Origin of the sequence: Parabacteroides hominis (genome assembly GCF_014287585.1) — a bacterium.
Classification (GTDB): domain Bacteria; phylum Bacteroidota; class Bacteroidia; order Bacteroidales; family Tannerellaceae; genus Parabacteroides; species Parabacteroides hominis.
The window spans coordinates 79,695-104,999 of the sequence record NZ_JACOOJ010000005.1 but is presented as its reverse complement, the minus strand read 5'-3'; the positions used below and the strand labels follow the sequence as shown (position 1 = coordinate 104,999).

Annotated in this window: 22 protein-coding genes and 2 tRNA genes; 8 read left to right on the top strand and 16 right to left on the bottom strand. The window is 44.3% G+C overall.

Features of this window, described 5'->3' with window-relative positions:
• Positions 1-73: 73 nt before the first annotated feature.
• Positions 74-1,273 carry a pyridoxal phosphate-dependent aminotransferase gene (locus H8S65_RS04415; protein ID WP_186928792.1) on the top strand — a complete coding sequence of 400 codons (1,200 nt, stop codon included), beginning with the start codon at positions 74-76 and terminating at the stop codon, positions 1,271-1,273.
• A 4-nt stretch (positions 1,274-1,277) separates the two neighbouring features.
• On the top strand, positions 1,278-2,522 hold the full coding sequence (locus H8S65_RS04410; protein ID WP_186928790.1) for an ABC transporter permease: 1,245 nt from the start codon (positions 1,278-1,280) through the stop codon (positions 2,520-2,522).
• A 28-nt stretch (positions 2,523-2,550) separates the two neighbouring features.
• On the opposite strand, the gene H8S65_RS04405 is transcribed toward H8S65_RS04410, so the two are convergent.
• Positions 2,551-3,720 (bottom strand): glycosyltransferase, encoded by a 1,170-nt coding sequence (locus H8S65_RS04405; protein WP_186928789.1) that lies wholly within the window; start codon positions 3,718-3,720, stop codon positions 2,551-2,553.
• A gap of 404 nt (positions 3,721-4,124) precedes the next feature.
• On the opposite strand from H8S65_RS04405, the gene H8S65_RS04400 reads away from it, so the two are divergent.
• Positions 4,125-4,913: a DUF6261 family protein gene (locus H8S65_RS04400; RefSeq protein WP_255489026.1), complete on the top strand. Its 789-nt coding sequence runs from the start codon at positions 4,125-4,127 to the stop codon at positions 4,911-4,913.
• A 72-nt stretch (positions 4,914-4,985) separates the two neighbouring features.
• Here the strand turns inward: H8S65_RS04400 and H8S65_RS04395 are convergent, their stop codons facing one another.
• The 8 genes from H8S65_RS04395 to hisH form a co-directional block, all read right to left on the bottom strand.
• Positions 4,986-5,585 carry an outer membrane beta-barrel protein gene (locus tag H8S65_RS04395; protein WP_186928787.1) on the bottom strand — a complete coding sequence of 200 codons (600 nt, stop codon included), beginning with the start codon at positions 5,583-5,585 and terminating at the stop codon, positions 4,986-4,988.
• A gap of 161 nt (positions 5,586-5,746) precedes the next feature.
• A complete protein-coding gene (gene lysA / locus H8S65_RS04390; protein ID WP_186928786.1) occupies positions 5,747-6,904 on the bottom strand; it encodes a diaminopimelate decarboxylase in 1,158 nt (385 codons plus the stop codon).
• A 117-nt stretch (positions 6,905-7,021) separates the two neighbouring features.
• A complete protein-coding gene (locus H8S65_RS04385; protein ID WP_186928784.1) occupies positions 7,022-8,335 on the bottom strand; it encodes an aspartate kinase in 1,314 nt (437 codons plus the stop codon).
• A 64-nt stretch (positions 8,336-8,399) separates the two neighbouring features.
• Complete coding sequence (locus H8S65_RS04380) at positions 8,400-9,077, bottom strand: cell division ATP-binding protein FtsE (RefSeq protein WP_186928782.1); 678 nt, start codon at positions 9,075-9,077, stop codon at positions 8,400-8,402.
• A 5-nt stretch (positions 9,078-9,082) separates the two neighbouring features.
• Complete coding sequence (gene hisIE, locus H8S65_RS04375; RefSeq protein ID WP_186928780.1) at positions 9,083-9,679, bottom strand: bifunctional phosphoribosyl-AMP cyclohydrolase/phosphoribosyl-ATP diphosphatase HisIE; 597 nt, start codon at positions 9,677-9,679, stop codon at positions 9,083-9,085.
• A 176-nt stretch (positions 9,680-9,855) separates the two neighbouring features.
• Positions 9,856-10,611, bottom strand: coding sequence for an imidazole glycerol phosphate synthase subunit HisF (gene hisF / locus H8S65_RS04370; RefSeq protein WP_186928778.1), 756 nt, complete (start codon positions 10,609-10,611; stop codon positions 9,856-9,858).
• 19 nt (positions 10,612-10,630) lie between these two features.
• Positions 10,631-11,350 (bottom strand): 1-(5-phosphoribosyl)-5-[(5-phosphoribosylamino)methylideneamino]imidazole-4-carboxamide isomerase, encoded by a 720-nt coding sequence (gene hisA, locus H8S65_RS04365; RefSeq protein ID WP_186928776.1) that lies wholly within the window; start codon positions 11,348-11,350, stop codon positions 10,631-10,633.
• A 6-nt stretch (positions 11,351-11,356) separates the two neighbouring features.
• On the bottom strand, positions 11,357-11,947 hold the full coding sequence (gene hisH / locus H8S65_RS04360; RefSeq protein ID WP_186928774.1) for an imidazole glycerol phosphate synthase subunit HisH: 591 nt from the start codon (positions 11,945-11,947) through the stop codon (positions 11,357-11,359).
• A gap of 614 nt (positions 11,948-12,561) precedes the next feature.
• Here hisH and H8S65_RS04355 point away from each other — a divergent pair.
• Together H8S65_RS04355 and H8S65_RS04350 are read left to right on the top strand one after the other, a co-directional pair.
• Positions 12,562-12,638, top strand: a tRNA-Asp gene (locus H8S65_RS04355).
• Between the two features lie 10 nt (positions 12,639-12,648).
• A tRNA-Asp gene (locus tag H8S65_RS04350) sits at positions 12,649-12,722 on the top strand.
• Positions 12,723-12,860: 138 nt separating this feature from the next.
• Here the strand turns inward: H8S65_RS04350 and H8S65_RS04345 are convergent.
• On the bottom strand, positions 12,861-13,775 hold the full coding sequence (locus tag H8S65_RS04345; protein ID WP_186928773.1) for an arginase family protein: 915 nt from the start codon (positions 13,773-13,775) through the stop codon (positions 12,861-12,863).
• 432 nt (positions 13,776-14,207) lie between these two features.
• Here H8S65_RS04345 and rbp point away from each other — a divergent pair, with 432 nt between their 5' ends.
• Positions 14,208-14,519, top strand: a complete 312-nt coding sequence (rbp, locus tag H8S65_RS04340) for an RNA-binding regulator (RefSeq protein ID WP_186928771.1) — start codon at positions 14,208-14,210, stop codon at positions 14,517-14,519.
• Between the two features lie 192 nt (positions 14,520-14,711).
• A complete protein-coding gene (locus H8S65_RS04335) occupies positions 14,712-15,176 on the top strand; it encodes a cold-shock protein (RefSeq protein WP_186928769.1) in 465 nt (154 codons plus the stop codon).
• Between the two features lie 86 nt (positions 15,177-15,262).
• Here the strand turns inward: H8S65_RS04335 and H8S65_RS04330 are convergent, their stop codons facing one another.
• The 5 genes from H8S65_RS04330 to H8S65_RS04310 form a co-directional block, all read right to left on the bottom strand.
• Positions 15,263-16,378 carry a glycoside hydrolase family 88/105 protein gene (locus H8S65_RS04330; RefSeq protein ID WP_186928767.1) on the bottom strand — a complete coding sequence of 372 codons (1,116 nt, stop codon included), beginning with the start codon at positions 16,376-16,378 and terminating at the stop codon, positions 15,263-15,265.
• Positions 16,379-16,440: 62 nt separating this feature from the next.
• Positions 16,441-18,156: a RagB/SusD family nutrient uptake outer membrane protein gene (locus H8S65_RS04325; RefSeq protein WP_186928765.1), complete on the bottom strand. Its 1,716-nt coding sequence runs from the start codon at positions 18,154-18,156 to the stop codon at positions 16,441-16,443.
• 18 nt (positions 18,157-18,174) lie between these two features.
• Positions 18,175-21,561, bottom strand: a complete 3,387-nt coding sequence (locus H8S65_RS04320) for a SusC/RagA family TonB-linked outer membrane protein (protein ID WP_186928763.1) — start codon at positions 21,559-21,561, stop codon at positions 18,175-18,177.
• A 164-nt stretch (positions 21,562-21,725) separates the two neighbouring features.
• Positions 21,726-22,874: a FecR family protein gene (locus H8S65_RS04315; RefSeq protein ID WP_186928762.1), complete on the bottom strand. Its 1,149-nt coding sequence runs from the start codon at positions 22,872-22,874 to the stop codon at positions 21,726-21,728.
• Positions 22,875-22,934: 60 nt separating this feature from the next.
• Positions 22,935-23,489: an RNA polymerase sigma factor gene (locus tag H8S65_RS04310; RefSeq protein WP_186928760.1), complete on the bottom strand. Its 555-nt coding sequence runs from the start codon at positions 23,487-23,489 to the stop codon at positions 22,935-22,937.
• A gap of 227 nt (positions 23,490-23,716) precedes the next feature.
• Here H8S65_RS04310 and H8S65_RS04305 point away from each other — a divergent pair, with 227 nt between their 5' ends.
• A complete protein-coding gene (locus H8S65_RS04305) occupies positions 23,717-24,316 on the top strand; it encodes a MarC family protein (RefSeq protein WP_186928758.1) in 600 nt (199 codons plus the stop codon).
• An 8-nt stretch (positions 24,317-24,324) separates the two neighbouring features.
• On the opposite strand, the gene H8S65_RS04300 is transcribed toward H8S65_RS04305, so the two are convergent.
• Positions 24,325-25,179: a M23 family metallopeptidase gene (locus H8S65_RS04300; protein WP_186928756.1), complete on the bottom strand. Its 855-nt coding sequence runs from the start codon at positions 25,177-25,179 to the stop codon at positions 24,325-24,327.
• Positions 25,180-25,305 lie beyond the last annotated feature (126 nt).

Below are 25,305 nucleotides of genomic sequence, written 5' to 3'. Positions count from 1 at the left end.
TTCAACTTTCAACTTTCAATTTTCAACTAAAATATATACCTTTGCCTCATTCTAAAAACAAACTGTAAAAGTAATGCCTAATATTTCACAAAGAGGAGTCGATATGCCGGCTTCCCCTATTCGGAAACTTGCCCCGTTGGCTGATGCTGCCAAACAGAGAGGTGTTCACGTCTATCACTTGAATATCGGTCAGCCTGACCTGCCTACCCCGCAAGCGGCATTGGATGCGATCCGCACGATCGATCGTTCGGTGTTGGAATACAGTCCCAGCCAGGGATATCGCAGTTATCGTGAAAAGTTAGTGGGATACTATAAGAAGTATGATATAAATCTGACGGCGGATGATATAATCATTACGACAGGTGGCTCGGAAGCCGTATTGTTTGCTTTCCTGAGTTGCTTGAATCCGGGTGATGAAATTATCGTGCCCGAACCGGCATACGCCAACTACATGGCCTTTGCCATTTCGGCGGGGGCGGTGATCCGTACGGTGACGACGACGATCGAGGAGGGTTTTTCCCTTCCTAAAGTGGAGAAGTTCGAGGAACTGATCAACGAGCGTACCAAAGCGATCCTGATCTGTAATCCCAATAATCCGACCGGATATTTATATTCCCGCCGTGAAATGAACCAGATACGGGATATCGTGAAGAAATATGATCTTTATCTTTTCTCGGATGAGGTGTACCGTGAGTTTATTTACACCGGTTCGCCCTATATCTCGGCTTGCCATTTGGAAGGGATCGAACAGAATGTGGTGCTGATCGACTCGGTTTCCAAGCGCTATTCGGAATGTGGCATCCGTATCGGCGCACTGATCACGAAGAATGCCGAAGTCCGCAATGCCGTTATGAAGTTTTGCCAGGCCCGTTTGAGTCCGCCTCTGATCGGCCAGATTGCTGCCGAGGCATCTTTGGATGCTTCCGAAGAATATGCCCGTGAGACGTATGATGAATATGTCGAACGGCGTAAATGTTTGATCGACGGCCTGAACCGTATTCCGGGCGTGTATTCTCCGATTCCGATGGGAGCTTTCTATACGGTAGCCAAGTTGCCGGTGGATGATGCCGATAAGTTCTGTGCCTGGTGTCTGAGTGATTTCGAATATGAAGGGCAGACGGTCATGTTGGCTCCGGCTTCCGGTTTCTATACGACTCCGGGATTGGGGAAGAACGAAGTCCGTATGGCGTATGTCTTGAAAAAAGAAGACCTGGCGAAAGCGCTCACGGTGCTTCAGAAGGCACTGGAGGCTTATCCGGGAAAAACGGTGTAATATTTTGAGTCTCGAATATTTTATAGCTAAACGCATCTATTTCAGCAAAGAGGGGGACCGGCAGGCTACTCCTCCCGTTGTCCGTATCGCTATGATCGGAATAGCCTTAGGACTGGCTGTCATGATCCTTTCGGTGGCTATAGTCATTGGTTTTAAGAAGGAGATCCGGAACAAGGTGATCGGTTTCGGCTCCCATATCCAGATCACGAACTTCGATAATAATGCTTCCTACGAATCGACTCCGATCGCGGTAAGCGACACGTTGCTGGATCATCTGAAATCCTTTCCCGGCATTACGCATGTGGAGGCTTTTGCCACGAAGCCGGGAATCCTGAAAACAGATAGCGATTTTCAGGGGATTGTCCTGAAAGGTGTGGATGAGAACTACGACTGGACTTTCTTCCGCAATAACCTGAAAGAGGGCGAACTGTTTACCCTTCCTGCCGATAAGGCGTCTACGGATGTATTGATCTCCCGCTATCTGGCTAACCTGCTGGGGCTGAAAGCAGGCGATTCCTTTTTGACTTATTTTGTGCAGGACGAAGTGCGTGCCCGTAAATTCCGTATAACAGGTATTTATGAGACAGGCTTTGTCGATTATGACAAGCTGTTTGTGATAGCCGATATCCGCCAGATACGCCGTCTGAATGGTTGGGCGCCCGACGAGGTGAGCGGCCTGGAATTGCAGGTAGATGATTACGGGCATCTGGACCGGATAGCCGAAGATCTATATTTTGATATTGCCGAGAAGCAGGACCGGAATGGTAATACCTATTATACGCGTTCCATCAAGGAACTGAATCCGATGATATTCGACTGGCTGGATGTGCAGGACATCAATGTGGTGGTGATCCTGGTGCTGATCCTTGCCGTTGCCGGCTTCACCATGATTTCGGGATTGTTGATCATCATCCTGGAACGGACGAACATGATCGGCATTTTGAAAGCATTGGGTGAAAACAACACCAGCATTCGCAAAATATTCCTCTATATATCCTTTTTCCTGATAGGCAAGGGGATGATCTGGGGCAATGTGATCGGGATCGTGCTCTGTCTCGTCCAATCATATTTCCGTGTCGTAAAGCTCGATCCGTCCGTTTATTACTTAGATGCGGTTCCTATCGACCTCACCGTCTTTTCTATCGTTTTGCTGAACATCGGAACATTGGCCGCCGCCATGTTAATGATGCTCGGACCTTCTTACCTGATAACCAAAATCCATCCGGCAAAAAGCATCCGGTTCGAGTAAAAATGCGCCAATTGGTTGATGTGGCCGATTAAGCATTATTCGTAAAATCTTTTTTCCCGTTGAACACCCTGTAAATGCGGACATATATGTCATAGGCCGGTTGGGCGATTTCCAACAGGGGGAGCCAGGCGGTCAACGGTTTCTGTTGCAGGAGCAGAGCTGATTTTTTATAGACGAGCGCTTTGGCCGTGAATCGAAGGAGCAAAAGCGATCCGGCCAATATCGAGAGCAGCCAGTTACCTGAAAGCCCGAAGATGAAGGTGGCGATCGCCGCAATCCCGAAGAGCAGATAAGTGACGGTCTCCATCCGGTAAAAAGCTAAGGAACACCCTTTGTAAAAACGTTTGGTAGCGGCACGGGAGGCTTTCATCTCTCTCCAGATCCCGGAGCCTTCTATTTTGTTCATCTCAATGATGGAATCAGACGAGAGTTGCACCTGTGTATTGGTGGGATTCGAGACTTCGTTGATGAACAGATCGTCAGCTCCGGCATGAAGGTTGAGTGATTTGGAGTAACCTTTGTGGGCAAAGAACAGTTTCTTGCGATAGGAAAGGTTCCGGCCGTTTCCCGTGAAAGGATGATGGGAGAGGGCGGAAGATATCATTTGCAAGCCATCCGTCAGGTTATCATAAGCAATGAGCTTGTGCAGGAACCCTTTTGTATGCCGGTAGGCGCAAAAGCCTAAAATAATATCCGTTTCGGGGTTGTATGGGTCGGCCATCGCCTCGATCCATTTCGGGCCGAGCGGGCGGCAGTCTGCTTCGGTGAAAAGGAGGATGTCATGCCGGGCAGCCTTGATTCCCATCGTGAGCGCAAGTTTCTTATGGCTCAGGTATTGAGTGTCTACAGGCACGTATGTATAATAGAGGTTCTTGTATTCATTTGAAAAAAGTTTCAAAACATCTTCACTGTCGGCATCGGAACCGTCGTTGACGACGATCACTTCATAATCCGGATAGTCCTGTGTAAGCAATGCCGGCAGGTTACGGCGCAGATCCTCCGGTTCGCCATGTGCATAGACAATGACGGAGACGGGTTTGACATCCCTGCCTGTTGCCGTTTTTTCCGTCCTCTTTGCAGCACGCAACGGACGCGTAAACGTAACTAAATAATAAAATAGCTGAATAATAAACAGCCCCACCGTCATCCCGGCCAGGAATAGCTCGAAGCCGGAGAATACAAGTAAATTTTCGCTCATCGATATTTTGTCTTTGGTGGTGCAAATGTACGAAAGAAAAGCCGAAAGGTTTGTTAAAAAATGGTTGCCAGCCCATATAAAAGACTATCTTTGCCCTTGTCAAATAGTTGATAGGGCGCATGAAAATTCGCCTCTTGCTGATAAAATGCATATTTGCCTGCCTGTTAACCTGTTTTACATACTGTGAAACGACTGAACGCTTGGCCTTTTATCCATTTTATATCCTGTAAATATATTGCAGGACGGTTCCCGATCAGTTTTGTAAGGTGTGATATAGGTTTTTCCCTGCCGTTTGACCCGTTCCACACCCTATGGAAGAAAGATCTCTCTCGATACAAATGCCCGTTTTACAGGGTGTGTTTTTATCATGTTGAACATCTCTATTTAATTTTACAAGGTGTAAAATGGAAATACAAGATTATAGTTTACGAAAACTGCTCAATAACGAATATCTGGCTCTTTGCCGCGAGTTCGAGGCTCTGATAGAGAAGGCCGATCCGACGGTATTGGAGATAAGTGACGTTTTCGATGCGTTCAAGCTGGCTCTCCAGGCTTTCGACGATAGTATCGTGAAGGTTAGGAAGAGTGCCATGACACCTCAGATGAACGCTGCGGATGCGGATCGCGACGATTACCATATCGGTATCATCGAACAGATCCTGACAGCCCAGCGGCATTTTGACCCGCTTGTCAAGGCTGTCGGCATTCACATGGACCCGTTGGTCGCTGCTTTCCAGGGAGGGCAGACGCGTGCGTATGACGACCAGACGGGGATGACGAACAACTTCCTGCAGGAATTGCAGTCGGACAAGTACAAGGATGATGTGGAAAAACTGAACCTTTCCGGCTGGATCGATGCCTTGAAAAAGGCGAACGACCTATGCGCCTCGTTGAGTTCGGAGCGTACGGGCGAACGGACGGAACAGGTAAAGAAATTGACGACCTCCAAAACGCGTCCGGTATGTGATGCGGCTTATGCAGGCGTGGTCAAGCATATCAACGCACGTTGCCTGCTTAATGGCGACGCGAAATATGCTGCACTGATTACGTATTGGAACACGCGTCTGGATCATTACCGGACTGTCACTTCCCGACGCCTCGGAGCCGGAAAGGGTGGCAGCACAGGTTCCGGCGACATCACGCCCACTCCTCCTTCCGGAGGCGGTGAAGAGGAGCGTCCCGGCGAATTGTAAACCCGGCGTTCTGAAAAAGAAAAAGCGGAGATGGCAGGATCTCCGCTTTTTTTATGGATAAAGATGCAAATCCTATTTCTTCCCGCATAGCTTAAACAGCTTGCAAAGGTCGTAACCGGCGGTGAGCTGGAAGACGCGGTTCTTGTCGGAAATGTTTTCTCTGTCTACATTGGAAGTTACTCCTGCGTTATAATTGAACGCCAGATCCAGCCCGAAGTCGAAACGGTAACCAAGCCCCATAACGATGGAGATTCCTGCTTTTCGGTAAGCATTTGTACCAAAAGAACTTGTAGGGATATAAGGAGAATGCCTATTCGGGAATATATCCAATTGAGGTCCTGCAAAGATGTTCAATCCTTTCAGGAGGTAGGGCATGTATAGCTTAGCCTTCAAGGGAATTAGCAGGCATTTGTCTTTCCGGGAAGCATTACCGTGGGATTCTAAAGGATATTTCATGCCTTGTTTGGTGAACAGAAGATCCAGTTCGGTAGCAAAGTTGTTTATCCTGTATTCTCCGAAAATACCTCCGACGAAGTGGTTACAGTAGTCAAAACCTTCGGCTCTGTTGGAAAAACCGATACCGAGGCGAGGACCGAAAGACCATTGGCTCTGGGCCATAGATTCGTTTAAGGCAAAAACCATTAAACAAATTAGAAGAATGATTTTTTTCATGTTTTTAATTTTCAGGTTGTATGTTAGTCATTTAAAAAATAATGAATACAAATATAAGGTTTTAAATAGAATAACCCTAAAATTGTGTAAAAAATGAAATCCAATCTTCTTTGTTAAAATAAGAAGATTGGATTTTACATATACATTCGGTTTTCAGCCTTTTACAACCTGTCCGAATAATAAGCCGCCGGCAGTTTCCGGCAGTTATATTGCGAGGCCATCACTTCGCCGTAAGCGCCGGCGGAGCGGAGGGCGATCAGGTCGCCGCGATGGGCGCGGTTCAGTTCGATATCTTTGCCGAAGACGTCGGACGATTCGCAGATCGGGCCGACAACGTCATAAGCTTCAACTTCTTCGTTGCTGGTGATATTCTCCATGCGGTGGTATGCGTCGTACATGGCCGGGCGGATCAGCTCGGTGAAACCGGCGTCTAAGATGCAGAATTTCTTCGTCTCGCCGACTTTTACATACAGCACTTTGGAGATCAGCGAACCGCATTGTGCGACGATGGAACGTCCCGGCTCGAAATGAACCTGCTGTCCCGGACGAAGCTGCAACAGTTTGTTGAACACGGCAAAATAGTTGTCGAATGCCGGGATAGGCAAATGGTTCGGGTGATAATAATCGATGCCGAGGCCGCCGCCGAAGTTCAGATTCTCAATTTTTATTCCACGCGCCTCCAGTTCTTCCTGAATTTCATTGACACGGATTACCAGGCCACGGAAAGCGGCCATATCTGTAATCTGTGAACCGATATGGCAATGGATGCCGATCAGTTTGACATGTTCCAGGCGGCTGACCAAGTCTAACACCTGTCCGAGCTGGCTCAGGTTGATACCGAATTTGTTCTCCTTCATGCCGGTCGTGATCTTGGCATGTGTATGCGCGTCTACTTCCGGGTTGATGCGGAGGGCGATCGAGGCCACTTTGTTCTTGGCGGCAGCCAGTTCATCCAGGATTTCCAGTTCGGCAGCCGATTCTACGTTGAAGCAGAAAATATCGTTGTCCAGTCCTAAATTGATCTCCCAGTCCGCTTTGCCGACACCGGCGTAAACGATTTTGCCGGCAGGGAAACCGGCATCGAGTGCCGCTTGTATTTCACCGCCGCTCACACAGTCGGCTCCCAAGCCGTATTCTGCGATAACAGACAAGATACGGGGATTGGCGTTCGCCTTGACAGCATAATGGACATGATAGCCATACTTTCCGGCTTCCGTTTTCACCATATTGAGCGTTTCCTTCAGCAACTCGATGTTATAATAATAGAAAGGCGTTGCCAGAGCCTTGAATTTGTCTATTGGAAATGTTCCTTTGAGCATATATGATAATTAGTATATAAAATTGGCACGGATTACACGGATTTCACTGTTTTCTGAGTTTGCTCAAACTGCGTAATCCGTGTAATCCGTGCCTGGAATTTTCTTATGGAATTACTGTTAGTTGTTGAATAAGTGATCGCTTAAAGCCTGCAATGCCCTCGTTTTGTCGGAGGCTTTAACAAGGAGCGAGACGTTGTAGTTGCTGCCTCCGTACGAGATCATTCGTACCGGGACATCCTTCATCGCCTGGACGATGCGGGCTTCGAAACCGACGTTGTCCCATTCCAGGTCGCCGACTACGCAAACGATAACCATATCTTCGTCCACCGTAACCGTTCCGTATTTTTTCAGGTCGTCGACGATCTCTTCCAAATGCTTGCGGTTGTCGATCGTAACGGAAACGCCTACTTCGGAAGTCGTTACCATGTCGATCGGAGTCTGGTAGTTTTCGAATATTTCGAACACCTTGCGCAGAAAGCCGGTAGCCAACAGCATACGGCCGCTCTTGATCTTGATGGCAGTGATATTGTCTTTTGCGGCGACAGCTTTGATCTTCCCTTTTTCCGTCATGTTGGAGATCATAGTGCCCGGAGCTTCCGGCTGCATCGTGTTCAACAAACGGACAGGGATATTGTTCAGCTTGGCCGGCAGGATGCAGGTCGGGTGCAGGATCTTGGCCCCGAAGTAAGCCAGTTCGGCAGCTTCTTCGAAATGCAGGTGGCGGACCGGCGATGTCTTTTCAACGATGCGCGGATCGTTGTTGTGCATACCGTCGATGTCTGTCCATATCTGGATTTCTTCCGCACCGATAGCCGCACCGATCAGAGAGGCACTGTAGTCGCTGCCGCCACGTTGCAGGTTGTCGATCTCGCCGTAAGCATTGCGGCAGATGTAGCCTTGTGTGATGAAGAGGTCTGCATCCTTGTGTTCGTCCAATAGCTTGACGAGCTTTTCTTTGATATACACGGGGTCCGGTTCTGCGTTCTTGTCCGTGCGCATGTAATCCAGTGCCGGAAGCAGGACGGAGTTTACGCCGCATTCGTTCAGATAGAGGTTCATCATGCCCGTAGAGATCAGTTCGCCCTGGGCCAGGACAACCTTTTCTTCGAACAGCGTGAAAAGATCCTTCGTGAACGTGCGGATATAATCAAAATGATGTTTTATCAGTTCTTTGGCCTTCTGCTTATATTCGTCTGTGCTGTAGAGTTCTTCAATATGGCCGTAATATTTCTGCGCCAGTTTATTGATGACCTCGTTTGCTCCGTCAGGGTTTTTCTTGTACAAGTAATCCGAGATTTCAACCAATGAGTTGGTTGTACCGGACATGGCAGACAAGACTACAATGTTACGTTCTCCCGTAATCAGTTTTGCTACACCTTTCATTCTCTGTGCAGATCCCACAGAAGTACCGCCAAACTTTAAAACTTTCATTTTCTTTTACTATATTAATTTGTTCTTCTTCGCTTTAAATGCGTGTGCAAAGTTACATAAAAAATTATTCTCCAACATCACTTAGGCAGGCATTCTCACATTTTACTATACGCGCGGGATAATTATGTACCAGCGTGTAGTTGTGGGTCGTCATGACGACTGCCGTTCCTTTGCGGCAAATGTCGTGCAGCAACTGTACGATTTGCCCGCTTGTTTCCGGGTCCAGGTTTCCGGTCGGTTCGTCTGCAAGGATCAATACCGGGTCGTTCAGCAAGGCGCGGGCGATCACGATACGCTGCTGTTCGCCGCCCGAAAGCTCGTGCGGCATCTTGTAGCCTTTATCCTGCATCCCGACTTGAAACAGCACGTTGTCGATGCGTTCGTTTATCTCGCTTTTCTTTTTCCATCCGGTCGCTTTCAGGACGAATTCGAGATTTTTGTGTACCGAGCGATCGGTCAGAAGCTGGAAATCCTGAAAGACAATGCCTAATTTCCTGCGCAGGTAGGGGATGTCTTTCCGTTTCATCTTGCAGAGGTTATAGTCTAACAGCCATGCCTCCCCTTGGTTGATGGGGATTTCGCAGTACAAAGATTTCAACAGGCTGCTCTTGCCGGAACCGACTTTTCCGATCACATACACAAATTCTCCGTTGTGGAGCGTAAAGGAGGCTTCGTGAAGGATTACGTTCTCATCACGGCAGATTTCCACTTTATCCAGTTTGAGCAGGGTTGTCTCTTCCATTGCTATCAGGCTTTATGTCTGCTTTTTAATTCGCGTGCGAGGTCTTCGATGCGAAGTCCTTTGCTTGTCAATAATACGATCAGGTGGTAGATCATGTCGGCTGCTTCGTAAACGAGGCGGTCGTCTGTTCCGTTGGTGGCTTCGATAACTGTTTCGACAGCTTCTTCGCCCACCTTCTGTGCCATGCGGTTGATGCCTTTCTGGAACAGGGTAGTGGTGTAGGAACCTTCCGGCATTTCCTGGCGGCGCTGTTCGATGAAGTTCTGCAAATATTTGATGAACATGATGTCTTCCACATTCTTTTCGCCGAAACAAGTATCGGCGCCTGTATGGCATACGGGACCGGCGGGAATAGCCTTGATCAGCAGCGTGTCATTGTCGCAATCGGCTGCGATGGTGACTACCTGCAAGGTGTTTCCGCTGGTTTCGCCTTTCATCCAGATACGGTTTTTCGTGCGGCTGAAAAAGGTTACTTTACCGGTTGCTTTCGTTTCTTCGTATGCTTCTTCGTTCATAAAACCTAACATCAATACCTTGTTTGTGTTGTAGTCCTGAACGATGGCGGGAATCAGGCCGCCCATTTTTTCAAAATCTAATTTCATTTTTTATCTGACTATTATATTGTTCTTAATTCATCCGTATGCGTCTCTTGGCCCTTCGGTATCTGTTTCCGGTTTCATAGGTATGGAACAAAAGTTTCACTTGTATGGAACGGAAGTTTCACCTGCATGAAACAAAAGTTTCTTTTAAAGGAAACGGTAGCTCTCTGCCGTGGGCATCAGAGACGGACGTTGATCCCTTCTTCGTGGAGATACTGTTTCAAAGCTCCCATGCCGATTTCCCCGAAATGAAAGACACTTGCGGCCAGAGCCGCGTCTGCTTTTCCGAGAGCAAAAGTGTCGCGGAAGTGTTCCATTTTCCCGGCTCCCCCTGAAGCGATGACCGGAATGTGGAGGTTGTCGGCCAGCGTAGCCAAGGCTTCGTTGGCATAGCCGTCTTTCACGCCGTCGTGTGTCATGCTGGTAAACAGGATTTCTCCGGCTCCCAGGCTTTCAGCTTCTGCCGCCCACTGAAAGAGATGTTTTTCCGTCGGAATACGTCCGCCGTTCAAGTAGCATATCCAGTCGCCCATTTCGAAATTGGCGTCGATGGCGACCACACATACCTGGCTGCCGAAGTTCTTGGCAATCTCTTCGATCAGTTTCGGATTGCGCAGGGCTGCCGAGTTGATGGAAACCTTATCGGCTCCGGCACTCAACAGGCGGTCCACATCTTTCAGCTCGTTGATGCCGCCGCCAACCGTGAAAGGAATGCTGATATTGGCCGCAACCTTCTTTACCAGTTCCGTAAATGTCTTACGTCCTTCGTGCGAAGCGGTTATATCCAGATATACCAATTCGTCTGCTCCCTCCCGGCTGTATTGTGCGCCCAGTTCGACCGGGTCGCCGGCATCGCGGAAGTTTACGAAATTGATTCCTTTAACGGTTTTTCCATCTTTTATGTCCAAACAGGGTACTATTCTCTTGGCAAGCATATATAATCATTGTTTTTTATCAGGTGAAGCGGATCAAATCTTTCAGCTGTATCTTCCCTTCGTAAATCGCTTTACCGAAGATGACAGCCGGAATACCCGCTTCAGCCAGTTTTTCAATATCTTGTATGGAACTGACACCTCCGCTGGCTATCAGGTAAAGCAGAGGTATTTGTTCCTGTATCTCTTTATATAATCCGATGGCAGGCCCTTGCAGCATGCCGTCGCGACTGATGTCCGTGCAGATTGTCTTTGTGATCCCTTTGTCGTGATAATCCCGGATGAAAGGGATCAGCTCTTTGTCTGTCGTCTCTTCCCATCCGCTTATCGCGATCTTTTTATCTTTGGCATCTGCTCCGAGGATGATTTTCTCCGGACCGAACTTGGTGATCCAGGAGGTGAACACTTCCGGGTTCTTCACGGCGATGCTTCCGCCCGTAACCATCTGCGCACCGCTTTCGAAAGCTATTTCCAGGTCTCCTTCCTGTTTCAGCCCGCCCCCGAAATCGATGATCAGCGATGTGCGCGTAGCCAGCCGTTCCAACGTGCGGTAGTTGATGATCCGCCCTTGCCGCGCTCCGTCCAGGTCTACCACATGCAGGCGTCGGATGCCATGATCTTCAAACATCTTGGCTACTTCCAGGGGATCTTCGTTATACACTTTCTTGGTGTCGTAATCGCCCTGGGTGAGGCGTACGCATTTCCCGTCGATCATATCTATTGCCGGAATCAACTCTATCATATCACCTTACAGTTTTAAAAAGTTACTTAATATAACCTCGCCGACCGAACCGCTTTTTTCCGGATGAAACTGGGTTGCATAGAAATTGTCTTTATGCAAGGATGCGCTGAACGGAAGGATATATTCGGTTGTCGCGGCGGTGTATTCGTTTACGGGTACATAATAACTATGTACGAAATAAACAAACTTGTTCTCCAATTGCTTGTTGAACAGTCCGCCTTTAACATCCGTAATCGTATTCCATCCCATGTGCGGGACTTTGTCCGCATGTTGCTGCGGGATGAAACGTTTTACTTCCGTATCGAAAATGTCCAAGCAATCCGCGTCCCCTTCTTCCGAATGGCGGCACATCAGTTGCATGCCGAGGCAAATGCCTAAAACAGGTTGCTTCAATCCTTTTATAATCGCATCCAGTTTATACTCTTTCAGGTGCTCCATCGTGGTCTGTGCTTCACCGACACCCGGAAAGATTACTTTGTCCGCTTTACATAACAGTTCCGGATCTGCTGTGATCGTTGCTTCGACTCCTAATCTCTTCAGTGCGTAACTCACAGAATAAATATTTCCGGCATTGTATTTGATAATGGCGACATCCATTGTTGCTTCCTTTTTTATATTGAGCTGCAAAACTAACAAATTATCATGACATATAGATGTCTGCTTTATGAAAAGTTGCAGAATAGATGTTATTTGTGATAAACTGGCTGGTTCACCATTCCTGACTTATTGTATAGTTTCCTCAAATACCCGCTGGTCTGAATCGAAACAGTAGCGCATGAATTTTGATTTTCTACCCCATTTATTCCGGATTATCCGCAGGGGTAATATTTTTTAATAAACATGGTATTTTTCAAAGCGCTGAACATTAGCGAAGTACGGATTTCCTCCGTTTAGGAGGGGTTGTTGTATTTTTTCGAGTATGAATCCGCTTGGAATCCGTTCACCTTTTGGCAGAAGCAAACTTTCCTGTCCTTGCATCTTCGCCCTGCAAAGACGCTGCAAAACATAACAGACGGAACACGGGATAATAGCAAGACCAGAAAACGGGTGCACTTTTCAGAATATGAATAAAAAAGTTCAGATGTAAGAGGTTTATTATCAGATATGATTGAAAAATAATGAAAAATATATGCGCGCATCTCTTGCATAATTCAAATAAACCATCTACTTTTGCATCGCAATTCAGAGGAATAGCAGTTAAATAAAATAATGGTTCGGTAGTTCAGTTGGTTAGAATACATGCCTGTCACGCATGGGGTCGCGGGTTCGAGTCCCGTCCGGACCGCCAAAAACATTTTGGTGCGTTAGTTCAGTTGGTTAGAATACATGCCTGTCACGCATGGGGTCACGGGTTCGAGTCCCGTACGCACCGCGAAAGCAAATAAAAAAAGATCTGAAATTCAAGGATTTCAGATCTTTTTTTATTTCCCCCGCTTCAGCAAAATATATTATTTATGATGAAACCATTCGGCTGTGGGTATTCTTCAAATTAGCTTTCCCGCTATGTGTACTATTTTAATAAAGGCAGTCGATGTAACATCTCTTTAATACGGATGGCGGTACGTGGCATGGGTTCGGCAACGGTTAGTCCGACGAGTTCTTTTTCATTGGCGATGTCGTTTATGACGCGAATAACTTCTGCTATCTTCATTCCATTTGAAACAACACCTACGGCTGCGATGATTTCAGCAGGGTCAAGTACGTCCATATCAAAATGCACGACAACTTTTGAAGCTCCGCATGATTTTAACCACTCTTTTATAGCATTGCTGTTTTCTGCAACATCTTCGGGCGTAAGGTGTTTTATGCCATATTGCTTCTGGCGGGCTTTGATTTCGTCCCGTTCCCAATCCCGTAGACCGATGAACAATATTTTAGCCGGATCAAATTTAGCCGGTAATTCGCCGATGATTTTTTTATCGCCCAAGCCCATGCAAGCTGTTACGGCCATTGCATGATAAGCAGGATATACGTCACCCGGCAGCGTTATATCGGGATGTGCATCGATCCAAATCATGGCGACATCATCTTTATATTTGTCCGCAAGGTAGGTGAAAGGCACGACACTAACGGAACACTCGCCTCCAAGCGTCACTATCTTATCGGGATTTTCAATCTTCAATATATCCAATGCTGCTTTTGTTTGGTTTACGAGAACATCCCGGTCGAGTACACCGTCGGTAATTTTGCGTTCTGTAATTGCCGTAGCAACCGGAACCGTGAACGTTTTCTGCCCGTTGTCAGGCGCAAGAAAATTTAGTAATTGCGCACCTAAATAGTAACCTCTCGATGCTTCTTCGGGATTAGGTACTTCTGTTATCCACTTGGCAATCTCGGCGCCTTGCCATTGCGGGTAAATCAAACGAATTGTCTCATTTTGTGCATAAAGGGTATTTATTCCTAATGCTAATGCTGTTGCTGCCATTTTTAATCTTATTTTAAATAATTATTAGATATTCTTGCTTAAGAACTTAGTCTATGTGGAACGTTCCCTGCGATTTTTTATGGGTGTAAATTTATATTGTTCTGCAATTATAAACAAGTACGGCAAAGTTATTCGGTCGGCGGGCAACTCGATCTGTGTTGTTTGGAAAGTAACGTCCAGATATTCGATCTGTCTGTTGTTGTGTCTAATCTCTTGAAAATAAGGAAGGAAGAATGAAAATTTAGAAACAGTATGGTGCTTTCTGTTTTTTTATAGGGTGATAATACTTGCCGATCCGATTAATAGTATTATCTTTGAATCAGAGTTTGAGTTACGTATTATTAGCGTATAGTTCTTCTTTATTATTAAGTAGGCCTCTCCATTAATTTTCCTCTCATACCCTATTAGTATTTATTAAAAACGAAATTTTAAATGAACATTTACATTACAGGCTTAAATTATAGCATTAATGATGCTGATTTAAATGATTTATTTGCAGAGTATGGAGAAATTACGTCTGCAAGAGTTATCATGGACAGAGAAACTGGAAGATCCAGAGGATTCGGTTTTGTTGAAATGGTAAACGACGCTGATGGCGAAAAAGCTATCGAGGCGCTTAATGGAGCCGAACTTGAGAGTAAAGTAATTTCGGTAAGTGTTGCACGTCCTCGTGAAGACAAACCTTCACGCGGTGGTTTCCGCAATAACAGAGGCGGTGGCTATGGCAATTCCAGAAGATATTGATTTCTTAATAGGTAGAGACAGAAGGCCGCGCCTTCTGTCTCTATGATTTTCTTCCGATCTCCCATTGAACCGGTTCTTTAATGCAATCCCAGACTCTTTAATCCTGTATATTCCTGTTTTTAGAAGTTGTTTTGCATTCTACTCAAGATAATCTTTACGTAATAGATTGATAATTAGTAAAAATAAAATTATATGGCAAAATCCGTAACATACAATAAACGAGAAAACGAAAAAAAGAAACAAGCCCGACGAGCAGAAAAGCAGAAGAAGAAAGAAGATAGAAAACTATCCGGTAAAGTGAATAGTTTTGATGATATGATAGCTTATGTGGATGAAAATGGTGTAATTACATCAACGCCCCCCGAATTGAATCCTAACAAAGAAGAGATTAAGCAAGAAGAAATTCTCATTTCGACTCCTAAAAAAGAGGAAATAGAAGCACCTGCCGTATTGAGAGGACGGATTGACTATTTTAACGAGTCGAAAGGGTATGGTTTTATCAAAGACCTTGATAGTGCAGAGAAGTATTTTTTCCATGTAAGTAATAATACGCTGACCAATATTTCCGAAAGCGATATCGTTACCTTTGACCTTGAACGCGGTCTGAGGGGAATGAATGCGATTAATATTCGCCTTGAAGATGAATCTGAAAATTAAAAGGAAAATGTATTTTATCACCGACAGCCTCTTTCTATTGAGGCTGCCTGTTTTAGGTTTTAAGGCAGCCTCGTTTGGGCAATAGATCATTCTATTAATGCAAAACAGCACCAAAGTATGGGAGCCTGTCCATGATAATCTCCTACTATCCTTCGACGGTCATAGTAATATTGTTTATCATTCTTTTTATTGGTTCCGATGCACACTTCTGTCACGTCCCCTTCTTCATTGATATAGGGAATTAATGCCATCCAAGCTTTACGGGCTACCGGAGAATATTCTTTTTTATCCAGCCACCCTTGCTTAACCCCTGTAATCATGGCATACGTGAACATTGCTGTTCCTGATGTCTCTGCCCAGCAGGCGGGATCGTCTACCAGTTGGCTCCACATGCCGTCAGGCAGTTGGTAATCTTTCAGATTTTTCATCATCAAGCGATACCCTTCCAGGATACGGGGACGATCCTGATTATCTTTGGGCAAGTAGCGCAGTAGCTCTGTCATGCCGGCAGCCATCCAGCCATTGCCGCGCCCCCAATAATAAGGAACATCAGGTGCATGGTAGAACAAACCGTTAGGGTGTTGGAGTTCATTCAGATACATCACCATTTCACGGGCGGCACGATCAATATATTCCCGTTTTCCAGTGGCTTTATATGCCTGGGATTGGATAATAGTGATCATGAACATATCATCGATCCATAAGCGGGTTTGCCAGGAGAAACCTTTTCGGACCCAGTCCTTTTCTTCCGTTGTTGCCGTGTCCGGTACTTGCCATTGCGTGTCTGCGTAAGGAATACCCATGTCATAGTAACGTTTATCCTTTGTGATCTGATAAAACTCAAGCGGTAAACAACCAAACATATTCAAATCTACATGAATCATACGCGGTTGATAATCCGCCTCGGTGGTAAAGAGCGGCTCAAACTTGTTCTGAAGTTGCTTGATCAACGCAGTGTCATCAGCGGCAACTGCATATTTTAAGGCTCCATACCATGTACAAACTTCTGCGTAGTGAATGCCGTCTTTTCCGTTTTTCTTGTGAAGCATATGTTTGCCGGAAATAAAACGTTTGCTTATTCGTGTTCCTACCTCTTCCGGTGTATAACCTTCAGGAAAGTTCTTAAGATCTGTGTCGGAATTTGTCGAACATCGGGTGAAAAGCAACAGAAATATTATGGGAATAAAATACTTTGTTTTCATATCGTTTATAAATGAGAAGCTGCCCGTTTTCAACAGGGCAGCTTCAGATAAATATCGTGTAATTAGAAATAACCGGGGTTTTGTTCTTCAGCATCCGTTCCTCTTGGGTTCAAGCGGTCTATATGCTTTTGAGGAATCGGACGAAGTTTGTGATGGGATTTAAAGGTAACGGCTCCTTCTGAATTCCATTTCTTAACGTATTCTTCTAGTTTCTCACACCGTACCAGATCATTCCAACGGCAAGTTTCACCCAACAGCTCGCGTCCACGTTCGTCTAACATGAAATCGATAAAATTACTTTGGATATCTGCTGCCGTGACCTGGATATCAGCAAAGGTGCTATTGGTATTTCCCATTTGTCCCCCTTCTTCACGCCAGTATTGAGGCATCTTGGTTTCACCATCCTGCCACGCGGCACGTTTGCGGACAATATTGATGTAATCGGCTGCGGTCTGGTAATCACCGTTTCGGCCGGCAGCTTCCGCAGCAATCAGATACGTTTCGGCCAAACGCATTTTTACCCATTCGCGGCCACCCTGACCGTCATTAACGGATAGACGCAGGGGATCGAAATATTTAAGCAGGGGAGGATAGTAGCGATTGTTTTTAGTAACATCTTCCTTATCCCAGGCAAAATATTTGTAACGATATGTTTCCGTGGTCGGGTTTATGCTGTAATAAATGGCTGTATCTCCCAATTCCAGTCCTGCACCTTCACGATTGGCATAATATGCCCATTTGAAACTTTTATAGAAGCGAGAGTCGTTTTTGCGGTCAAACAGTTGCAACATTGTCTTTTGCGACTGAAGATGCCTCCTGTACGGACGTCCGTTTTCGAGGTCTCTCGTCATACCCGGTTGATCTTCATACCAGGAACCCCAATATAAGTGGAAGGAATTTCCATCTCCACGGTAAACCGGATCAGTTGTGAATTGAACGGAGAAAATCACTTCTTTATTACCCTGGTTATTTATATCCCACAGATCGGCGAAGTCTGTCAGTAATTCGTATTGTCCGCAATCAATTACCATTTTGGCGTATTTCAGAGCATTCTCCATATCTGAAGGCTGCTGTCCACGTTGATCACTTACGGCACTCCCTCTGGTCAGATAGACCTTAGCCAACAGGTGAGCAGCAGCATATTTGGCTGCTTTCCCTGTTTTTGCCGGTTTCTCAGGAGAATATTGTACCGAATATTCCAGATCTTTGATAATTTGATTGTAAATATCGGCAATAGAAGCACGTGGAAAGTCGGTTCTCACATCGAAAGACACATCCAATACCAAAGGAATGCTTCCGAATTGCTGTACCAACTCGAAATAGAAGAAGGCACGTAAAAAGGACATTTCGGCGAGAGCTACTTGCTTTTGTGCCTCAGACATCGATGTAGAGCCTTCTACTTGCTGAATAACCAGGTTTGCAGTATTGATCGCTTTATAATGATTTTCCCAGAATTCGTATAAGACACTTGCATCGGGGTTCAACTGGCTTCCATATTTATTAAAAGCATCAGCCTGCTTTCCCGGATCTTCTCCCTGGGTGAAGAGGTCCGTACCGTATTCTGTGAGTACATTATATCTTTCATTACCAGCCCCCCAACGCATGAAGCTATATGTAGCTGTTGCGGCAGATTCCACACCGGCAACGGTTCCATAATAGTCGGGTGTTAAACGGGGAAGGTCTTTCTCCTTCAGATAATCATCACAGCTTGTAAGCCCGATACATGCGCTTGCCAGGCTCAAAAGAACAATTTTCTTTATGTTATTTGATTCTTTCATTGTTTCTGATTTTTTAGATTAAAAGCTTATATTAAGACCTACTAACCAGGTTGAGGGAGTTGGACGTGTATAGCCCGCGTATGTTCCATCAACATCTTTATTCAGAGCGCTTTCAGGATCCACTCCGGAGAAGTTGGTCCACATCCATGAGTTTTGTGCCTGGACGTAGACACGGCAGCGTGATATATCCCATTTCTTAGTGATATGGCTTGGAATGGTGTATCCTAAAGTGACATTCCGAAGTTTGATAAAGTCACTTTTTTCATAATGCAATGTTTCGTAATAAGGGAGATAATCGACGCCTTCAATCGGACGTGGGAAAGCATTAGTCGGATTTGTCGGTGTCCAGTAATCAACTTTCACATTGCCGTTTCTGTGTGCCTGATTCAGATAACTGATGTTATTTTTGATCATCGCTCCGAAATTGCCTTCGAAGAAGAAACTGAAGTCGAAGTCCTTATATCTGAATGTGTTATTCAAACTCAATATTACTTTAGGTCTCTGCTGGCCCTGGATAACGCGGTCTTCCGAAGTGATCTTGTAATCGCCGTTATCCCACAGACGGATAGTACCAGGAGCAAAGTTACTTCCATTCTGGTTGAACTTCTCCATTTCGGCACGATCTTCCGGCGTGTCTTGCCAGATACCGATTTTCTTGTAATCATAGAACACGTTGATCGCTTCACCTATAAACCAGGAACTTCCGGGATCATCTTCCTTGCCGTTATATAACTCAACGATTTCTTCCTTGTTGGTGTACATCATAAGGTCTGTAGACCATGTGAAATTCTTATTGTTGATATTTAATGAGTTCAAGGTAAGTTCGAGTCCCTTGTTACGCGTTTTTCCAACATTCGATTTTATTTGATTGAAACCGGACACGATAGGCAATTGTCTGTCTAATAGCAAATCTTTTGTGTTTTGTAAATAAACGTCGATTGTACCGTTCAGTCTGTTTCCGAGAAATCCGAAATCAAATCCGGCATTCCATTGTCCTGTTGTTTCCCAGGTTAACATCGTATTAGGCATTTTGTCGGGTGCATAACCGAAGATCGACTCGCTACCATAATTATATGGTTTTTGCGACAATGTGCCCTTGGTTTCATAAGGATCTACTTCCGAGCTGGCAACGACACCATATCCGGCGCGCAGTTTCAGATTGCTGAGGAAATGAGCATTTTGCATGAATGATTCTTCATTGATACGCCAAGCTAAAGCAGCAGCCGGGAAAGCGACCCATTGATGTCCTTCCGCAAGACGTGAGGAACCGTCATATCGGGCAGAAATGGTAGCCAGGTATTTTCCTTTGAAGCTATAGTTCAAACGAGCCATGAAGGAAGCTAATTTCCACTGGCTTTTACCGCTTTCCGTTTTTTCGGGATTGGAGGCTGAACCTACATCATAATATAATAGTTCATCAGCAGGTGTTCCTTGAACCGGAATTTTGTTGTATTCCCGGAGGTATTCGTTTATAGACTGAAGCAAAGTCACTCCGATCGTATGATCTTCAAACGTTCTGTCATAGAACAACAGGTTTTCCCAGGTAAACATGGACCTGTTTTCCGTACCGTTCCGGGCATAATTCATGGTATTTCCCCGTGCTTCGGCCGATTGGAAATTATAATCTTGTCTGGTTTCATAGTCTATACCTAAATTCGTACGGAACCGGAGTCCTTTCAGTGGTAACGTGATATCGGCATAATAACTGCCGATGAATCTGTTTATTTTTAAAGGGTTGGAAACAGCTCCTTCCGCTAATCTAAGTAACGGGTTACGCCACTGGTCGTCTGTGCCTGAAACTTTTTCCAATAAATCGCCGTTGTCATCATAGAAACGGCCCATAGGCATGACACGCCAAGAATTAAACAGGGTAGATCCTCTCTCTTGTACAGAATGGGTATATCCTGTGAATGCCCCCAGTTTGATGTATTTGTTTACGGAATGTTCGAGATTCAGACGAATAGAATAGCGGGAGAATTCTTCATCTTTAACAAGACCTTTATAGTCATAATAGGAACCGCTAAAAGTGAAGTTGGTTTTGTCGTTGCCTCCGCGAACGCTTAACTGGTGATCGGTGACCATACCTGTACGTTGTACGGCTTCCCACCATTTACTACCTGAGCGAACCTTTGAAGGATCATAATTCCCATTTTCATCGTATGCCATTTTCAAGGATTCCAATGTATAAGGGTCATTGGAAAAAGAACCGATCTTTTGGTCTTCTTCCCAGCTCGGTTTATCAGAGAGATATTTTCCGGTTGCACGGTAAGATTCACGGACTGTTTCGGCATAGGCTGCACCATCCATGTATTCCAACTGGTTCAGCACTGTTTGGAACCCCACATATCCATTATAGTCGACCTGGGTTTTTCCGGCTTTTCCCTTTTTGGTGGTTATCAGGATAACACCGTTTGAACCGCGTGCACCATAAATAGCCGTAGCAGAGGCGTCCTTGAGGATATCTATTGTTTCGATGTCTGAAGGACTGATTTCATTGATACCTCCTACAACAGGAATTCCATCGACTATGTAAAGAGGATCGCTGCTACCGCTGATGGAACGTTTACCTCTGATAACAACGGATGCACTTTCACCCGGTTTCGTTGTCGAATTGGAAATGAACACACCGGGGAGGCGTCCCTGAATTGCCTGAGTCGCACTTGTCACAGGTGATTTGGAGATCGTTTCCGAGTTTACGGATGATACTGAACCGGTAAGGTCCTTTTTCTTAACGGTCCCATATCCTACCACAACGACTTCTTCCAACCCTAATGTCTCCGCCTCTAATGTCACATTCAGACTGGATTGATTGCCTACTTTTATTTCTTGCGACTTATAGCCGATATAAGAAATGACGAGAACAGCGTTTGCTTCGGTAACAGGTAAAGAAAATTTACCGTCGATATCGGTTACTGTCCCTGTGGAAGTTCCTTTCACAACAATATTAACTCCGATTAGAGGTTCTTTTGTGTTATCGACAATTGTACCTGTAATTGTTCTTGTCTGTTGTTGCGGTGCAGGATATGAAGAACCTGTTTTTTTCGACTTTGCGATTGATACCTGGCGATCGTTAATCGTATATTCCAGGTCTGTGTCGGCAAAAAGGTTATTCAAGATCACATCAAGTGTTTTAGAATTGACTTTGATGTCAACTCTTTTTTCTAAATCCTGACGGACATTGTCCGAAAAGAAGAAAACATATTCCGACTTTTTCTCTATGACGCCAATTACTTCTTTTATGGACTGCTTATTGATGTCAAGCGAAAGTAACGTATTCTGAGAGTAGGTCATAGAAAAGGAGTTCCCAATGCTTAAGACCAGTAAAATGATTATGATTTTCATAATATGTAAGGTATAACGTAGACCGTTAAACCACGATCTATCAAGATAATGATTTATTTTCATATATTTGTAGTGATTTTAAAAGTTTAGTACGCAATAATAACTTTGAAATCTTATGCCGGGGAATACGCCAATATTGTCCGGCATTTTTTTATTTTTCATGATATATGTTTCATAGGCATTTTAATTTTTTAATTAGACTTATAAGTTAGCAATTATGACTCTCTTTATTTCTTTCGAACCAATATCCGGTCTGCTTCGTGCGAATATTTGATCGGTATTGTGTTATATATGGTTTTCATGACATCTTCTATATTATCGAACAACACTAATTTCCCGTTACATTTTAGTTGTGCAATACTGCTATCACAATCAATAGGGGTATCATAATAACGGGACAAACGTTTTAGTATATTGGATAGCGGTTCACTTGTAAATTGAAGATATCCTTCTTTCCAACTTATATAGTTGTTGACATCTATCTTTTTTACAGAAATCTGATCTGTCGATACCGATAGCATCTGGTTGGGTAATAAACGGGCTTTTTCTTTGTCGATGCTGACATCTACACATCCTTCGACCAATACGACTGAATAATCCGTATCTTCGTCATAGGCTGTAACATTGAATTGAGTTCCCACGACGTTGATCACCATATGGGAAGTATTTACATAAAAGGGATGCGTTTTATTTTTTTCAACTTCTATATAAATCTCCCCATCTACCCAGATTTCCCTTTTATCGGCCTTAAATGTAGAAGGAAATTTGAGTGTAGACCCAGAATTAACCCACACTTTGGAACCATCGGCCAAAGTGAGGCTTGATCGTTTCCCTTTAGGAACGATCAAGGTATTTAAGGAGGTTTCTTTTGTGGCCTCTTTTGATACTTTTATTTGTTCGACTCCTGTGTTTGCTGTAATACCACCTTTTTTATCATACTTGATGTCAGCATCTTCTTCAAAAGTAATAGTCCTGTTGTTGGCCAACACCAATTGTATATCTTTTTGATTGACAGAGGTTGTGTCTGCAACAACGAGCATGTTTTCGTGCGGAATCTCGTTCTTGCCAATAAATAATGGTTGTAGTAAAACCAGAAGTAGTGCGATACAGGCAACTGCCGATACGGTCAGATATATCCGGAAGCGACGTTGTTTGTCCCTCTTTTCTATATCTTTTTGTATGAATGCAAATATTTCCTGTTTCTCTTCCGGAGAAAGTTTTTGAGTATTCAATTTTATTGATTTTAATATCCTTATTTCATTTTGGAAATGCGGGTTGTCTTGGATAAACTTCTCCCAATAGAGATTATCTTCTTCGGAAGGGAATAATCTCCATTGTATAAAAGATTTATTTTGTAACCACTGGTTCGACAACATACTTTCAAATCAATTTTTATAGTATAGACGATCCGGGATTTTTTTTGTTCCCATTTTTTTCTAAAAATTTTCGTCGCGCATGCGTTTTATCGCTCTGGAGATAAGTTTTCTTACTGCGGGAGCAGTCATATCCAATAAATTTGCGACTTCTTCGTACTCCAATTCTTGTATAAAACGTAAATAAACAGCTTCTTTTTGCCTATCGGTTAGTATTTTCAGCAAATTTTTTATTTCTGTTTCAATCGTTGCTTTATCCTCATTTGCTATCAGTTCATCTAAGACGGACGGTTCGATTAAAAAAGGCAAATCGGTTACGTCTATGATATTTTCTTTGTTTGAAGACTTATATATATCGAACAGGCGATTTTTAAGCATACGAAATAAGTAATATTTCAGATGGGTGACACCTTCCAACTGTTTCTTGTTAGTATAAAATTTGAAGAAAGTATCCTGTATGGCGTCTTTGAGTGTTTCACGTTCGAATCCTAACCCCATGCCATATGCAAATAGTTCATCGACATATTTATTGTATATCGATGAAAAAGCATTGTTGTCTCCTTTCAGAAATGAAAATAACAGGATCGGATCTTCTTCGTGTTCGCCTATTTTACTCACTTAAAAACAGATCTTCTTTTCTAATGGGGTACAAAAATACGAAAAAATACTATTAATCTTACTTTCTTGCTTGGAGCAATTATAAGTGTATGCAAAGTTCGTTATTTTTTCGTGAAGAGAATCTGATTTGGTATAAAAAAACGTTATTCGTCGGGGTGATTGTTACTATTTGCCAGTCGGTTGTTGGGAAAGATTTTGTACCTTTAGAGCAATTAAAAGAGTGTATTATGTTTGAAAGTTTTGATTTTCAGCAAATGATCAGTGCGTTTATTGTATTATTTGCTGTGATTGATATTATTGGCTCTATACCAATTATTATCAATTTGAAAGAAAAAGGTAAGGATGTGAATGCCACAAAGGCGACGGTTATCTCTTTTTTGTTGATGATCGGGTTCTTTTATGCAGGCGATGTTCTGCTGAGGCTTTTCCATGTGGATATCGAATCGTTTGCCGTGGCAGGTTCGTTTGTTATTTTCCTGTTGTCGTTGGAAATGATACTCGATATCGAAATCTTTAAAAACCAGGGACCGATAAAAGAGGCGACACTGGTTCCGCTGGTCTTTCCTCTGCTGGCTGGCGCCGGCTCGTTTACCACATTATTGTCTTTGAGGGCTGAGTATGCCAGTGTCAATATTGTGATAGCTTTAATACTGAATATGATATGGGTTTATTTTGTCGTTCGCATGACAGCCCGTATTGAACGTTTTTTCGGAAAAGGCGGAATCTATATTGTCCGGAAGTTCTTCGGCATTATTTTGTTGGCGATATCAGTCCGCTTGTTTACCGTTAATATCAATCTTCTGATAGAAGCCTTGCAAGGACATTGAAAAGGGAATTACAAAGTTTCCTTTTCGCTTTCTATCTGTCCTTTGTTTTTACGGGCGGCAGGTGAATAACTGTAGTCGCCTGCAAGCTGATGAGGCATTAGCTCAACGGACTTCACAGCAATCTTGTTGCCTTTTTTAGTGAACACCAGACATTGGTCGTTAAGTTTCCGTTCTTGAAGGTTGAATACCAGATTCGGATTGAAGTGTTGCCCGTTTACCCGTACTTCAAAATGAAGGTGTTCGGTCGTTGCTCGTCCTGTGCGTCCGGTCAGTGCAATCGGTTGTCCGGCTTTTACATAATCTCCCGGCTTAACCAGATTCTTGGAATTATGGCTGTAGACTGTTTCCAATCCGTTGTAATGGCGTACGACAATCACATTCCCGTATGCATAATAAGGCTTAGCTAAACGGACAATTCCGTCGAATGCCGATATGATCGTGTCATTGGCGCAGGTTTTCAGGTCCACACCCGAATGGTGTTTTCTGCGTCCGGCATATGGAGAGATTACTTTAGCGCCGGGTAAAGGAAAAGCATAGTCTTCTTTCTGTATCAGGCTTAAATCGATAAGCATCGAATTTTCATCAGCCATCAGGAGCGGGTCTGTTACGGCAATATCATTTTTTTCTCTGTTGGAGAAGTTTTCCGTTATATTTTTACGGGGAGAAGTTTGTTCGTTCAGTTTCGGTTCTTCCGGAAACAGAAAAGCAAAGTCTGCGTTTGGAAGAGGAATATCCGTTACCGGCAGGACCAGGATCGATTCCTGCTGCGGGGCTGGTTGTGTCTGGGCAGTCCACAAAGAATGGCACGCGCTTAACACAAGTAATGATATGACTGACAGTATGCTATAGTGTGTTTTAGACATTTTGTGAAATTGTTTGCGCCACAAAAATACGCAAAAACGGTTAAAATCGCGATCCTCTTTTTCTTTGTTTACATATCATTCTGATTTCTTCATATTTATTTTTGTTTTGAAAAAAGCGGGAAACGA